Genomic DNA, 13,696 nt, shown 5'->3' with positions numbered 1-13,696 from the left:
CGCCACATGGCCAACGGTGGTGCGCAGCCGTTCGCTGGTGCCCAATACGTCGGCGATCATGTCGCGCTGGCTGCCCAGAAAGCGGTTGAAACCACGGGCCAGGTCGCCCAGTTCATCCGCGCGCGAATCGTCCAGGCGGTGCGTCAGGTCACCCCCGCCACTGCCAATGGCCACCAACGCCGCCGTCACCTGGCGAATCGGCCGCACCAGCCCGCGCGCCAGCAGCACCACCAGCAACAGGCACACCAGCGCCACGCCCAGGCCGATCAGGCTGGTCAGCCACATGGCCTGGCGCGCCTGGGCGTAGATCTGCGATTCCGGCACTTCGGCCACCAGGCTCCAGTTCAGGTCGCGCAGGGGCAGGGCCAAGGCCAGGTAATCCTCGCCACCGCGCTGGAAGCGGCCGGTACTCAGGCCGGTATGGCCGAGTACGGCCTTGGCGGCTTCGGGGCCGATCTGTTCGGACAGCTGGCGTTTACCGCTCAGGTCAGCCTGGGGATCAACCTGGATCAAACCATCGTTGCGCACCAGGAACACCTTGCCGCGCTCACCGAAGCTGTAGTTGTGAATCAGCTCCGACAGCTCGCTCATGCTCAGGCCCAGCCCGGCGATGCCCAGGGTCTTGCCGGCCTGCTGCACGCGCAGGTCGATGAACAGGGTCAGGGCGCCGGTGGCGGTATCCGTATCAATGTTCAGGGTGCGCGGCTTGCCGCTGTCCAGGAACTCGTAGAACCAGGCGTCCTGAGCGCTGCTGCGGCTCAAGGTGCGGTCCAGGCCCTTCTCGGTGTAATAGCGGTTGGTGGCGGCGCTGGCGATCAGCGCGGAAAACGCCTTGTGCTCGCTGCGCACGCCTTCAAGGTATTGGCTGAATGATGGCACTTGGGCACTATTTTCGCCCTCTGCCAGCCATTGCTGCACCATGGTGTTACCGGCGATGTCAGTTGCCGCCGTCAATGGCTTGACCAGAATCCGTTCGATGTCGTTGCGCATGGCCTCCACGCTGGCGGGCAGCGCGGTGTCCAGCAGGTAGCTCTGGGCCAGGCGGTTGACCACCACCGTGTAGATGCCCACCACAATCAGGATGCTGGCCAGCAGGGCCGTGCCCATGCTGAGGATCAATTGCCATTGGATACTGCGGCGCCACAACTGCATGGGTGTAACCCTCTAAGTGTCTACACGGACTGACCTGCAACAGCCATGCCGATTGTATACATCACTCAGACGAACGGTTACACAATATCCACACGACACCGTAGGAGCCGACCTTGGTCGCGATAAAGGCACTGCGGTGCGTCAGGCACGGCCTCATCGCGAGCAAGCTCTGCTCCTACGGTCAGTAATAGGGAGGGAGGGGGAATCGAGCAAAGGCCCCGCCGCGAATGGCGAGGCCTGAAGATCAGCCGTGGCTGATGGTGTTCTTGATCACATCAACCGTGGCGTTGACTTGCTCTTGATAACGGTTGAGCGCCTCTTTGTGCTGCTGCTGCATTTCCAGCTGCTTGGAGCACAGGTTCAGCGCCGCCAGCACCAGCAACTTGTCGCCGATGAGGGAAGGGTACTTGCGCTTGGTCTCGGCCAATGACGCGTTGAGCAGGCGAGTGGCGTCGAGCAGTTTCTGCTCTTCACCCGGCGGCGCCTTGAGCGAGTAGTCATTGCCCAGGATCGACACGACCTTGATCGACTCCTGGTCGGTACTCATGCGCTCACGGCACCAGCGCTAGCGCGCTGAACCAGGGCCTGGATACGCGAAACGGTGGAAGTCTGCTTCTCTTCCTGTTCCATCAGGCTCAGTTGCAGGCTTTCGTTCTCTTCCTTGGCCTGGGCCAGTTGAGCACTCAGTTGAGTGTTGTTTTCGCTCAGGACGCGGTTTTGTTCAACCAGTTCACCGACCAGTTGTTCCAGTTGACTCAGGGTGGTTTCCAACATGATGTTTTCTCGGCAGTTTCAAGGGGCGGTAACGATAAAGAAAAGTCGCCGCGCAGGCCAGGGTTTATCGGGCTCCAGACCATGAAATCCGCTGCGGCGACCTCCCTGGCCTAGTCTCAAGGCTAGCCTGAAACAGACCCTGATGGACCGGCATATGCCCAACGGGTTCCCGACGGCCGGGGGTAGTGCGACAAAAGGTCCCTCAAGACTTGGCCGGAATGTCCGATAGGCACTGCAAGTTTCTTCCAAAACCGCATGGAATGCGGTCCCCCACCCTGGAACCCGCCATGTCCCTACGCAACATGAATATCGCGCCCCGTGCGCTGTCCGGTTTCGCCTGTATCGGCGCCCTGATGATCATCCTCGGCGTCTTCGCCCTGTCGCAGATGGGCAACATCCGCAAGGCGGGCCAGGACATCGAGACCAATACCCTGCCCAGCCTGGCCAACCTGGGCCAGATCACCCAGATGACCCTGCGCCTGCGCGTGCTGTCCTACCGCCTGCTGGCCAACCGCGACGCCCAGACCCAGGCCGAAGTGCTGCAACTGCTGGACTCGCGCAACCAGTTCATCGCCAAGGCCCAGGCTGCCTACGAGCCGCTGATCGCCGGCCCTGAAGAACGCGCTGCCTACGAGCAGCTGAAAACTGCCCTGGTTGAGTACCATCAGCTGGAAGCGCGGATGCGCTCGATCAACAGCACCAATGACGTGGACGCGCTGCGCCAGGTGGTCAACGGTGACCTTCAGGACAACTCGACGCGCATCAACGCCGCCCTGGACAAGCTGATCGAGATCAACACCCAGCAGACCGCCGACATGAACAAGGGCGCGGCCGACCAATACAGCTCGGCTTTCACCCTGGTCATCACCCTGCTGATCATCGCGGCCGCCCTGACCTTCCTGTTTGCCTGGCTGCTGACCCGCAGTATCGTGGTGCCGATCGACCAGGCGCTGAACGCCGCCGAGGAAATCGCCGAGGGCAACCTCACCCGCCCGATCCGCGTGGAAGGCCGCGACGAAGCCGCCCGCCTGCTGATGGCCATGGAAAAAATGCAGAACAAGCTGCGTGACACCCTGCAGCGCATCTCCGGCTCGGCCACCCAGCTGGCCTCGGCTGCCGAGGAACTCAACAGCGTCACCGACGAAAGCGCCCGTGGCCTGACCCAGCAGAACCATGAGATCGAACAGGCCGCCACCGCCGTCAACGAAATGACCAGCGCCGTGGAAGAAGTGGCCCGCAACGCGGTCAGCACCTCGGAAGCCTCGAAAGACGCCACCAGCTCGGCCAGCGACGGCCGCGACCTGGTGCAGGAAACCGTGGGCGCCATCGAGCGCATGAGCACCGACGTGCAAAGCACTGCCGAACTGATCGGCAACCTGGCCAACGAATCGCGTGACATCGGCAAGGTGCTGGACGTGATCCGCGGCCTGGCTGACCAGACCAACCTGCTGGCCCTGAACGCCGCCATCGAAGCGGCCCGTGCCGGTGAGGCCGGCCGTGGTTTTGCCGTGGTGGCCGATGAAGTGCGTGCGCTGGCCCATCGTACCCAGCAGTCGACTGCCGAGATCGAACGCATGATCGGCAGCATCCAGGGTGGTACCGAGCAGGCCGTGAACTCGATGCGCAACAGCACCGAACGCGCCGAATCGACCCTGAACATCGCCAAGGGCGCTGGCATGGCCCTGGACACCATCAACGGTGCCATCGTGCAGATCAACGAGCGCAACCTGGTGATCGCCAGCGCCGCTGAAGAACAGGCTCAGGTGGCCCGTGAAGTGGACCGTAACCTGGTGAACATTCGTGATCTGTCGGTGCAGTCGGCGACGGGTGCCAACCAGACCACCGCGGCCAGTGCCGAGCTGTCGCGTTTGGCGGTGGATTTGAACAGCATGGTGGCGCGTTTTAGCCTGTAAACCGCGTTGCCTGCTTCCCGAGCTTCGCTCGGTCCCACACCGATCGCGGCAGTGGTGTCAGGGAGGCAAAGCACTTAGCCTTTGGGGTAGCACAGGGAATCCTGCTGTGCTTCCAAGGGCTAAGCGCTTGATGGTATTGATTCAACTGCCGCGATCGGTGTGGGACCGAGCGAAGCTCGGGAAGCGGCCACCCCTAATCCAGGATCAATACTCGATCCGCACATCCCCTTTCGGCACGCTGCAGCACGACAGGATGTAGCCATCGGCAACGTCTTCGTCGGTAATGCCGCCGTTGTGCTCCATCTCCACTTCCCCGCCCAGCTTCATCACCTTGCAGGTGCCGCAGATGCCCATGCCGCAGGCCTTGGGAATCATCAGGCCCAGCTTGGCTGCCGCCGCGTGCACGGTTTCCCCGGGTGCCACGCGAATGCTCTTGCCCGCCGCAGTGAACTCCACCTGGTGCAGGTCGGAGGCATCCACCTCTGGCGCTTCGGCGGCCTGTTCGGCGTTCTCCACCGCGTCGGCGCGGGCCTCAGGCGGCGTCGCCCCGAAGGACTCCTCGTGGTAGCGCGACATGTCGTAGCCGGCCGCTTCCAGCAAGCGCTTGACCGCGTTCATGTACGGCGTAGGCCCGCAGCAGAAGATCTCGCGCTCCATGAAGTCCGAGGCAATCAACTCCAGCAGCTTGTGGTTGAGGTAACCGCGATAGCCCGCCCACGGTTCGCCCAGCCCGTGCTTCTCGCAAATGATGTGCAGGCTGAAGTTGTCGATGCGCGACGCCATGTGTTCCAGCTCGCGGTGGTAGATGATGTCCTTGGGTGAACGGGCGCTGTGCACGAACACCATGTCGACGTTGGCGTTGGTGTCGTAGAACCAGCGCGCCATGGACATCACCGGGGTAATGCCCACGCCGCCGCTGAGGTACAGCACCTTGGGCGCCGGGAAGTCGATGGCGTTGAACAGCCCCACCGGCCCGTGCACGGCCAGCTCCTGGCCTTCGTGCAGGGTGTCGTGCAGCCAGTTGGACACCCGCCCGCCCGGCACGCGCTTGATGGTGATGGAGAAGCTGTACGGTACCGATGGCGAGCTGGAGATGGTGTACGAACGCATCACCGGCGCGCCTTCGATCTCCAGCTCCAGGGTCACGAACTGGCCCGGCTTGAAGAAGAATAGAATCGGCTGGTCGGCCATGAAGCAGAAGGTGCGCACGTCCCAGGTTTCCTGGATGACCTTGACGCAACGGACCACATGGCGGCCATTGGCCCATGTCTGGGTATTTACGGGGCTCAGGAAGCTGTTGGACATGCTCATCTCCACGGCCGACTGTCGGCCTCATGGGGGAGGATTCTGCGTGGCCCGTGTCGCTGTCACTTTCCTATCTGCGACATTCACATACTTATGGCGACCAGCCCCATGGTGCAAGGGCTAGCGCGTCGGGAATGGATTGGGCCATGTCGCCCATGGATAAGGTTCGCGGCTGCGGCGGACGCACACTCCACGGCAAATGAACCGTTGTAAATGAACCCTTGCGTTGCAAACCGTATCAGCCACTTTTCGCGGCCGCACAGATGGCCATGAGGACACACACGATGGACGTTACCGCTACCCTGAGCCTGGGCGACCCGCTGGAACCCGCACGCAAGGCCACCGCTGAGATGCTGCAGACCCGGGAGCGGACGTTTTCGCTGCCCCAGCCGTTCTATAACGACGAGCGCCTGTTCGACATCGACATGCAGGAGATCTTCCAAAAGGAATGGCTGATCGCCGGCATGACCAGCGAGATCCCTACCAAGGGCAACTACATCACCCTGCAAATCGGCAAGAACCCGATCCTGGTGGTGCGTGGCGCCGATGGCGTGGTGCACGCGTTCCATAACGTGTGCCGTCACCGTGGTTCGCGGCTGTGCACCAGCGAAAAGGGCAAGGTCGCCAAGCTGGTGTGCCATTACCACCAGTGGACGTACGAGCTGGACGGCCGCCTGCTGTTCGCCGGCACCGAGATGGGCGCCGACTTCGACATGAAGCAGTACGGCCTCAAACCGGTGAACGTGAAGACGGCCGGCGGCTACATCTTCATCAGCCTGGCGCAGAACCCGCCGGCCATCGACGAGTTCCTGCGCACGCTGGAACACTACATGGAACCCTACGACATGGAGAACACCAAGGTGGCGATACAGACCACCCTGGTGGAAAAGGCCAACTGGAAGCTGGTGCTGGAAAACAACCGCGAGTGCTACCACTGCGGCGGCGCGCACCCCGAGCTGTTGAAAACCCTGCTGGAGTGGGACGACGTCACCGACCCGCGCGCCGACCAGGCCTTCAAGGACCACGTGGCCGCCAGCGCCGCCGCCTGGGAAGCCGAGAAAATCCCCTACGCCCACGCCAGCTTCGGCCTGCGCAACCGCATCGTGCGCATGCCGCTGCTCAAGGGCACCGTGTCCATGACCCTGGACGGCAAGGTCGGCTGCAAAAAGCTGATGGGCCGCATCCAGAACCCCGACCTGGGTTCGATGCGCATCCTGCACCTGCCGCACTCGTGGAACCACTGCATGGGCGACCACATCATCGTCTTCACCGTATGGCCCATCAGCGCCCAGGAAACCGTGGTCACCACCAAATGGCTGGTGCACAAGGACGCCGTGGAAGGCGTGGACTACGACGTGGACCGCATGCGCCAAGTATGGGACGCCACCAACGACCAGGACCGCCGCCTGGCTGAAGAGAACCAGAAAGGCATCAACTCCACTGCCTACCAGCCTGGCCCGTACTCCAAGACCTACGAGTTTGGCGTGGTGAACTTCATCGACTGGTACAGCGAGCGCATGCTGAGCAACCTGGGCGCGGCGCCGGCGCCTTACCTGAAGGGCGTAGCTGTACACGAGTAACCGCCCCGTAGCCGCTGCCGCCAGGCTGCGCTGGCCCTGATATGCGCTGTAGATCTGCAGCGTAACTGGGGGCCAGCGCAGCCTGCGGCAGCGGCTACGGGTTGGCTGATCAAATTATGATCAGATTGGATTGCGCCCTTGCCCAGTAGGGCCTGCAGCCTTGCACCAACATCTTATCCACAGCCAGGCCCACAGTAATTGTGGGCAAGCGCTGCCCGCCTGTGAAAGAAATCCAAAAAAAACCGTGACTTATCCGGTTGATGATTTTCTGACGCGCACTGATCAAAAATCGTACAAACGCCTGCAAGCCACGGAATACGTGGCCTACAGCGTAGCGCGAACACCTTATCCACAAAAGCGCCAACAGACTTTGTGTGCAACTCGTGCGCGTGGGCTTCGGGATTGTGGAAAACTGCTGGAGGCCGCAGAAAACCTGCTTTGCAGGCTTATTCAGGCTACTTTGGTCAAAAAACAACCAACCGGGTCAAACCCTCGCAGGCCGTGGCTTGCAGCGTTAGGCGAACAGATTATCCACAGAGGCACCAACAAGGATTGTGGGCAAAAGGCGGCGATTTTCTTCGGGAAAACAGCTCCTTAGATTGATCAAAATTTGATCATGTGGCTGCAGGGCTTGAATGGCGTGGCTTGCAGCCATGCACGAACAACTTATCCACACGGACACCCACACGGATTGTGGGCAACTACCTGTAGCCGCTGCCGAAGGCTGCGCTGGCCCCACGCCTCGCTGGAAATCTCCAGTGCATAGGGGGGCCAGCGCAGCCTGGCGGCAGCGGCTACAGGATCAGCGGACTACTCCTTCCTCAATCAGCAGCTTCAGAATCGCCTGCGCGCCTTCCTGGGCGCTCACACCCTTGAGCACCTGCCCGCCCCCACCACTGGCCTTGGCCGTTGCCGCCTTCATCCGATCGGCACCACTCTTGGCCTTGATCACCTTCAAGCGCTTGGGCCGCGGCTTGGCCGGGGTCAGTTCGGCACCTGTGTATAAGTCATCGATGACGATATCCACTTGGTCCACCTGAAACTGCCCGCGCTGGGCCGGCCCGTAAGCGCTCTGGCGCGCCTTGGGGGCGGCATTGTCCACAGTGGCAAGCATGGGCAGCCGCACCTTGAGGCGACGGCGCTGGCCGCGCGGCAGGGCTTGCAGCACCTGGGCTACGCCATTGCTCACGGATTCGACCTCGGCCAACCCCGTCACCAACGGCCACCCCAGCTTTTCCGCCAGCAGGAACGGCAACATGCCCGACCCTTCGCCGGTTTCGGCCTGGGTACCGGCCAGCACCAGCTGCGCGCCGACCTCGTGCAGGTAGTCGGCCAGGGCGGGCAGCACGTCGCTGCCCGCCGTCTGTTCCAGCACATCCATGTGCGCCAGCCCCATGCCCAGGTAGGCACGCAAGGCCGGTTCGGCGACATCGCCGGCATGCACCACCTGCAAGTTATCCCCAGCCAGCTGCAACCCCAGTTCCACCGCGCGCGAGTCCTGCTCGGCGCGGCGGCTGCGGCCGGAGGTGGGGTGGGCGCCGATCGATACCAGGCTGACGACTTTCATGTTCATGTGCACCTCAGGCGGCATCGCGCTTGGCTTCGTTACGGTAGGCGTCCACGGCATCGATCAGGGCCTTGAGCAGTTCGGCGCTTTCGCCGATCACCGACAGGTCGGCCCGCTTGATCATGTCGCAGCCAGGGTCCAGGTTGATGGCGATCACCTTGTCGCAGGCACCAATGCCCTGCAAATGCTGGATGGCGCCGGAGATACCCACAGCCACGTACACCCGCGCAGTGACCCAGGTGCCGCTGGCGCCGACCTGGCGGTCGCGGGTCATGAAGCCATCGTCCACGGCCACCCGCGAGGCGCCTTCGGTGGCGCCCAGGGCGGCGGCAGTGCGGTGGAACAGGTCCCAGTCCTTGACGCCGTTGCCGCCGGAGAAGATGAACTCGGCCTCGGCCATCGGGATGGCCGCCGGGTCCACGGCCACCGCGCCCAGATCGTCGATGCGCGACAGGCTGCGCGCCACGCTTGTGGATAACTGCACGGGCAGCGCTTCGTGGCGGGTTTCATCCACCGGCTCGGCGCATTCGGCAGCGGCCAGGATCAAGCGCGGCAGCGCGCGGCTGATGTCCTGCTGACCGGCACCGGCACGGCCCACGCACTGGCCGTCCTTGATCTGCCATACCCGCGTGGCCGGGCGTTCGCCGAGGCTTGCGCCCAAACGGCGGCCCAGTTCGCCGCCACCGCTGCGGCTGTCAGGCAGCAGCCAGTGGCGCGGGTTGAATTGGTTATCCACAGCCCGCAGGCCCTGGATACGCTGCTCCGGCGCGTAGCCGTCGTATTCCTCGCCGGTGATTTCCAGCAGGCGGTCGACACCGGCTGTGGAAAAGCCGCTCTCCTTGTGTTCGCCGAAGACGATGGCCACTACCGCGCCGTCGCTGCCCGCCAACTGGTGGGCCAGGCCCAGCAGGTCGCGGTCGTGAGTGCTCAGGCGGCCACCGACCATGTCCGGCACCACGGCGATGTAAAACGCAGGTTCCGTGACCCGATGCAGCGGCAACAGCACTTCCACGGCCGCCGAGCGCTTGCTCGCCCCGCCCTGTTGCGCGCCGCTGCGGTCAATGCGCTTGATGCCATTGGGGCCGATAAAGCCCACGGCATGGGGGTTCTTGCGGATGACGCCGGCAGGCCCCATCCACGAAGCCAGCACCGGCTGCATGGCCGCGTGCAGCGGGTGCAGGCGGTTGCGGGCGATCCTCTCGGCCCGCGGGTCGCGGCGGATAATGTCGCTCATCAATGCACCTCCGCAGGGATACGTTTAACCGCTGGCGGCTTTACCGCCACTACTTCTTCCACCAGCGCATCAGCCACCAGTTCGGCGATGTCCTTGATCAGGGGGCGGGGTTCGACAACGCCTTCGAGCATGGCGGTGCATTGTGGACAACCGACGGCCACCAGTTCGGCCTGGGTTTCGCGGATATCGTCCATACGCATGTCGGGGATGCGCTGCTTGCCGGGGATGTCGGTGATCGGCGCGCCACCACCGCCGCCGCAGCAACGGGAACGGAAGCCGGAACGCTGCATTTCGCGCACTTCAATACCCAGCGCCTTCAGCACATCACGCGGGGCCTGGTACTCGCCGTTGTAGCGGCCCAGGTAGCACGGGTCGTGATAGGTCACGCTGCCGCCCTTGTGCTGGCCCAAGTTGAGCAGGCCCTCAGTCACCAGTTCGGCCATGTAGGTGCTGTGGTGCTGCACCAGGTAGTTGCCGTCGAAGGCGCCGTATTCGTTTTTCAGCACGTGGAAGCTGTGCGGGTCGCAAGTGACGATGCGCTTGAAGCTGTATTTGCTGAGGGTCTGGATATTGCGCTTGGCCAGCATCTGGAACGTCGCTTCGTCGCCCAGGCGGCGGGCCACGTCACCGCTGTCGCGTTCTTCCAGGCCCAGCACGGCGAAGTCGACCTTGGCGGCTTTCAGCACTTTGACAAAAGCGCGCAGGGTGCGCTGGTTGCGCATGTCGAAGGCGCCGTCGCCGACCCAGAACAGCACGTCGGCGGTCTTTTTCTCGCTGAACAGGTTGAGGTTGAGGTCGGCCGCCCAGTTCATCCGCCCGCCGGGGTTGAAGCCGCCCGGGTTGTCGGTGGCGATCAGGTTGTCCAGCACCTCGGCGCCCTTGTTCGGCGTGGCGCCCTTTTCCAGGGTGAGGTGGCGGCGCATGTCGACGATGGCGTCCACGTGCTCGATCATCATCGGGCACTCTTCCACGCAGGCGCGGCAGGTGGTGCACGACCACAGGGTTTCGGCGTCCACCAGGCCGTTGACGATCGGCTGGTGCGGGTTGCCGCCGTGCTCACCGATTGGCTTGCCGGGGTACGGGCTGCCGGCGAACTTGGCGTCAGTGCCACCGGCCAGGCCCACGACCATGTCCTGAATCAGCTTTTTGGGGTTCAGCGGCTGGCCAGCCGCAAAGGCCGGGCAGGCGGCTTCGCACTTGCCGCACTGCACGCAAGCGTCGAAGCCCAGCAATTGGTTCCAGGTGAAGTCCTTGGGTTTCTCCACGCCCAGCGGCGCGGCCCGGTCGGCCAGGTTCAGCGGTTTGAGGCCGGTGGAACGGCCACCGCCAAAGCGCTCGGCGCGGCGGTGCCAGGCCAGGTGCAGGGCACCGGCGAAGGCGTGCTTCATGGGCCCGCCCCAGGTCATGCCGAAGAAAAGCTCGGACACGCCCCACAGCACGCCCACCGCCAGGATGGCGGCCAACACCCAGCCACCGAAGTCGGCAGGCAGAATGCCGGCCACCGGCAAGGTCAGCAGGAAGAAACTGGCCGAAAACGCCAGCAGGCTTTTCGGCAGGCGCATCCACGGGCCTTTCGACAGCCGTGCAGGCGGGTTGAGCCGGCGTTTGAAGACGAACACGGCGCCGACGAACATGATCACGGTAGCCAGCAGCAGGGCGTAACCGAGGAGGCGGTTATGCAGGCCGAAACCGTGCACCAGGATCGCCAGGACGATGGACAGCACCGCGCCACCGGCGGTGGCCACGTGGGTGTTGGCGATGTATTTGTCGCGGGCCACCACGTGGTGCAGGTCGACCATGTAGCGGCGCGGCATGGCCAGCAGGCCGCCGAGCAGGTCCACGGCGGCCGGGCGGCCCTGGCGCCACAGGCGCACGCGGCGCACGGCGCCGAGCACGCCGAGGGCCAGGGCGGCGAATAGCAGGATGGGGAGGATAGTGTTCAACATGTGAAGCCCCTAAAGACCCTGAGGTCTCGAATAAAGGGATGCCAACGCAGATCCTGTGGGAGCGGGCTCTGCCCGCGAATCAAGCACCGCGGTGGCTGCTTCGCGGGCAGAGCCCGCTCCCACACAATCCATTCCCACAGGAATTCAAGCGTCAGGGTGGCTCAGAAGTCCTTGCACAGGCGCAGAGCGTCATAGATCGCCGCATGGGTGTTGCGCTGGGCCACGCAGTCGCCGATGCGATACAGCAGGTACCCGTCCCCCGCCTGGCTCAATGCCGGCTGCGGCTGGATGGCGAACAGCGCCTCGATGTCCATCTGGCCCTTGTTGCGCGACTCCTGCTTCAGCTCGTAATAGAGCTTCTCGTCCGGACGCACGCCGTTCTCCACCACCACCTGATCCACCACGCGCTCCTCCTTGGCCCCGGTGTATTCGTTCTCCAGCACCGCCACCAGCTTGTCGCCCTCGCGGTAGACCTTTTCCAGCATGAAGTCGCCGGTCATGATCACTTCTTTGGGGTACATGCTGCGGTAGTAGGTGGGGAACGAGGTACCGCCAATCGCCACGCCCGGCTTGATGTCGTCGGTGACGATCTCCACCTGGGCGCCCTTGTCGGCCAGGTAGTCGGCCACCGACATGCCGGTGAACTCGCAGATGGTGTCGTACACCAGCACGTTCTTGCCCGGTGCCACCTTGCCGTCCAGCACGTCCCAACTGCTGACCACCAGGCCTTCTTCCGCGCCCCAGTGCTCGTTCTGCTCCAGGAACGGGTGGCCGCCCACCGCCAGCACCACCACGTCGGGGCGCAGGTCGCGAATGGTGGCCGCATCAGCGGCAGTGCCCAGGCGCAGGTCGACTTTCAAACGTGCCAGTTCCAGCTGGAACCAGCGGGTAATGCCGGCGATCTGGTCACGCTGCGGCGCTTTCGATGCCGTGGTGATCTGCCCGCCAATGAAATCTTTCTTCTCGAACAGCGTCACGTCATGGCCACGTTCGGCCGACACGCGCGCCGCTTCCATGCCCGCAGGGCCGGCACCGACCACCACCACCTTGCGTTTGGGCCCGGTGGATTTCTCGATGATGTGCGGCACGCCCATGTATTCACGCGAAGTGGCGGCGTTCTGGATGCACAGCACGTCCAGGCCCTGGTATTGGCGGTCGATGCAGTAGTTGGCGCCCACGCACTGCTTGATCTGGTCCACCTGGCCCATCTTGATCTTGGCGATCAGGTGCGGGTCGGCGATGTGCGCACGGGTCATGCCGACCATGTCCACGTAGCCGCCTTCCAGAATGCGCGTGGCCTGGTTGGGGTCCTTGATGTTCTGCGCGTGCAGCACCGGCGCCTTGACCACTTCCTTGATACCGGCGGCCAGGTGCAGGAACGGCTCCGGTGGATAACTCATGTTGGGGATAACGTTGGCCAGGGTGTTGTGGGTGTCGCAACCCGAGCCCACCACACCGATGAAGTCGATCATGCCGGTGTCGTCGTAGTACTTGGCGATCTGCTTCATGTCCTCGTGGCTGAGGCCATCGGGGTGGAATTCGTCGCCGCAGATACGCAGGCCCACGCAGAAGTCCGGGCCCACTTCCTTGCGCACGGCCTTGATCACTTCCAGGCCGAAGCGCATGCGGTTCTCAAAGCTGCCGCCCCATTCGTCGGTGCGCTTGTTGACCCGCGGGCTCCAGAACTGGTCGATCATGTGCTGGTGCACCGCCGACAGTTCCACGCCATCCAGGCCGCCGGCCTTGGCCCGCGCCGCAGCGCTGGCGTAGTTGCCGATCACGCGCCAGATTTCCTCGGGCTCGATGGTTTTGCAGGTGGCACGGTGCACCGGCTCGCGGATGCCCGACGGCGACATCAGCGTGGGCCAGTGCTCGCCGTCCCAGCGCGAGCGGCGGCCCATGTGGGTAATCTGGATCATGATCTTGGCGCCATGCTTGTGCATGGCGTCGGCCAGGTTCTGGAAGTGCGGGATGATCTTGTCGGTGGCCAGGTTCACCGACTTCCACCAGCCTTGCGGGCTGTCGATGGCCACGCTGGAGGAGCCGCCGCAGATCGCCAGGCCGATGCCGCCCTTGGCTTTCTCTTCGTAGTATTTGACGTAACGATCAGTGGTCATGCCGCCATCGGTGGCGTAGACCTCGGCGTGCGCAGTGCTGAGCACGCGGTTGCGGATCGTCAACTTGCCGATCTGGATCGGCTGGAACATCGCTTCGAAAGCCATGAC

Annotated in this window: 10 protein-coding genes and 1 pseudogene; 3 read left to right on the top strand and 8 right to left on the bottom strand. The window is 63.6% G+C overall.

Annotated features, from left to right (window positions below; genetic code table 11):
* Positions 1 to 81: 81 nt before the first annotated feature.
* The 3 genes and pseudogenes from ACZ9GA_RS30940 to ACZ9GA_RS30930 form a co-directional block, all read right to left on the bottom strand.
* A pseudogene (locus tag ACZ9GA_RS30940) lies at positions 82 to 1,107 on the bottom strand (HAMP domain-containing protein); the annotation flags it as partial.
* 289 nt (positions 1,108 to 1,396) lie between these two features.
* Positions 1,397 to 1,699 carry a cell division protein ZapA gene (locus ACZ9GA_RS30935; RefSeq protein ID WP_455922059.1) on the bottom strand — a complete coding sequence of 101 codons (303 nt, stop codon included), beginning with the start codon at positions 1,697 to 1,699 and terminating at the stop codon, positions 1,397 to 1,399.
* Positions 1,696 to 1,926: a hypothetical protein gene (locus ACZ9GA_RS30930; RefSeq protein WP_027980267.1), complete on the bottom strand. Its 231-nt coding sequence runs from the start codon at positions 1,924 to 1,926 to the stop codon at positions 1,696 to 1,698. Before ACZ9GA_RS30930 ends, ACZ9GA_RS30935 begins: the two co-directional genes overlap by 4 nt.
* Before the next feature lie 218 nt (positions 1,927 to 2,144).
* Here ACZ9GA_RS30930 and ACZ9GA_RS30925 point away from each other — a divergent pair, with 218 nt between their 5' ends.
* Entirely contained in the window at positions 2,145 to 3,839 is a 1,695-nt protein-coding gene (locus tag ACZ9GA_RS30925) for a methyl-accepting chemotaxis protein (protein ID WP_476227495.1), read from the top strand.
* A 204-nt stretch (positions 3,840 to 4,043) separates the two neighbouring features.
* On the opposite strand, the gene gbcB is transcribed toward ACZ9GA_RS30925, so the two are convergent.
* Positions 4,044 to 5,144 carry a glycine-betaine demethylase subunit GbcB gene (gbcB, locus tag ACZ9GA_RS30920; protein ID WP_027980265.1) on the bottom strand — a complete coding sequence of 367 codons (1,101 nt, stop codon included), beginning with the start codon at positions 5,142 to 5,144 and terminating at the stop codon, positions 4,044 to 4,046.
* 284 nt (positions 5,145 to 5,428) lie between these two features.
* Here gbcB and gbcA point away from each other — a divergent pair, with 284 nt between their 5' ends.
* A complete protein-coding gene (gene gbcA, locus ACZ9GA_RS30915; protein ID WP_457358353.1) occupies positions 5,429 to 6,724 on the top strand; it encodes a glycine-betaine demethylase subunit GbcA in 1,296 nt (431 codons plus the stop codon).
* A 160-nt stretch (positions 6,725 to 6,884) separates the two neighbouring features.
* The gene (locus ACZ9GA_RS30910; RefSeq protein ID WP_457358354.1) at positions 6,885 to 7,322 is read left to right on the top strand and encodes a hypothetical protein; all 438 of its coding nucleotides are present in this window, start codon (positions 6,885 to 6,887) and stop codon (positions 7,320 to 7,322) included.
* 204 nt (positions 7,323 to 7,526) lie between these two features.
* Here ACZ9GA_RS30910 and etfB read toward each other — a convergent pair whose 3' ends face one another.
* The 4 genes from etfB to dgcA all read right to left on the bottom strand — a co-directional run bounded on the left by etfB (position 7,527) and on the right by dgcA (position 13,693).
* The gene (gene etfB / locus ACZ9GA_RS30905; RefSeq protein ID WP_457358356.1) at positions 7,527 to 8,297 is read right to left on the bottom strand and encodes an electron transfer flavoprotein subunit beta; all 771 of its coding nucleotides are present in this window, start codon (positions 8,295 to 8,297) and stop codon (positions 7,527 to 7,529) included.
* Between the two features lie 7 nt (positions 8,298 to 8,304).
* A complete protein-coding gene (gene etfA, locus ACZ9GA_RS30900) occupies positions 8,305 to 9,525 on the bottom strand; it encodes an electron transfer flavoprotein subunit alpha (protein WP_457358358.1) in 1,221 nt (406 codons plus the stop codon).
* Positions 9,525 to 11,471, bottom strand: a complete 1,947-nt coding sequence (gene dgcB, locus ACZ9GA_RS30895) for a dimethylglycine demethylation protein DgcB (protein ID WP_457358360.1) — start codon at positions 11,469 to 11,471, stop codon at positions 9,525 to 9,527. Before dgcB ends, etfA begins: the two co-directional genes overlap by 1 nt.
* Before the next feature lie 161 nt (positions 11,472 to 11,632).
* Positions 11,633 to 13,693, bottom strand: a complete 2,061-nt coding sequence (dgcA, locus tag ACZ9GA_RS30890) for a dimethylglycine demethylation protein DgcA (RefSeq protein ID WP_457358362.1) — start codon at positions 13,691 to 13,693, stop codon at positions 11,633 to 11,635.
* Positions 13,694 to 13,696: the final 3 nt, after the last annotated feature.

The organism is Pseudomonas sp. TE3644 (assembly GCF_056278815.1).
The sequence above is the reverse complement of the archived record's forward strand: the minus strand, read 5'-3'. Positions and strand labels throughout refer to the sequence as shown.

Coding starts and splice junctions, on each gene's coding strand:
- ACZ9GA_RS30935 (WP_455922059.1), bottom strand. CDS start 1,699: ATGAGTACCGACCAGGAGTCGATCAAGGTCGTGTCGATCCTGGGCAAT.
- ACZ9GA_RS30930 (WP_027980267.1), bottom strand. CDS start 1,926: ATGTTGGAAACCACCCTGAGTCAACTGGAACAACTGGTCGGTGAACTG.
- ACZ9GA_RS30925 (WP_476227495.1), top strand. CDS start 2,145: ATGTCCGATAGGCACTGCAAGTTTCTTCCAAAACCGCATGGAATGCGG.
- gbcB (WP_027980265.1), bottom strand. CDS start 5,144: ATGTCCAACAGCTTCCTGAGCCCCGTAAATACCCAGACATGGGCCAAT.
- gbcA (WP_457358353.1), top strand. CDS start 5,429: ATGGACGTTACCGCTACCCTGAGCCTGGGCGACCCGCTGGAACCCGCA.
- etfB (WP_457358356.1), bottom strand. CDS start 8,297: ATGAACATGAAAGTCGTCAGCCTGGTATCGATCGGCGCCCACCCCACC.
- etfA (WP_457358358.1), bottom strand. CDS start 9,525: ATGAGCGACATTATCCGCCGCGACCCGCGGGCCGAGAGGATCGCCCGC.
- dgcB (WP_457358360.1), bottom strand. CDS start 11,471: ATGTTGAACACTATCCTCCCCATCCTGCTATTCGCCGCCCTGGCCCTC.
- dgcA (WP_457358362.1), bottom strand. CDS start 13,693: ATGGCTTTCGAAGCGATGTTCCAGCCGATCCAGATCGGCAAGTTGACG.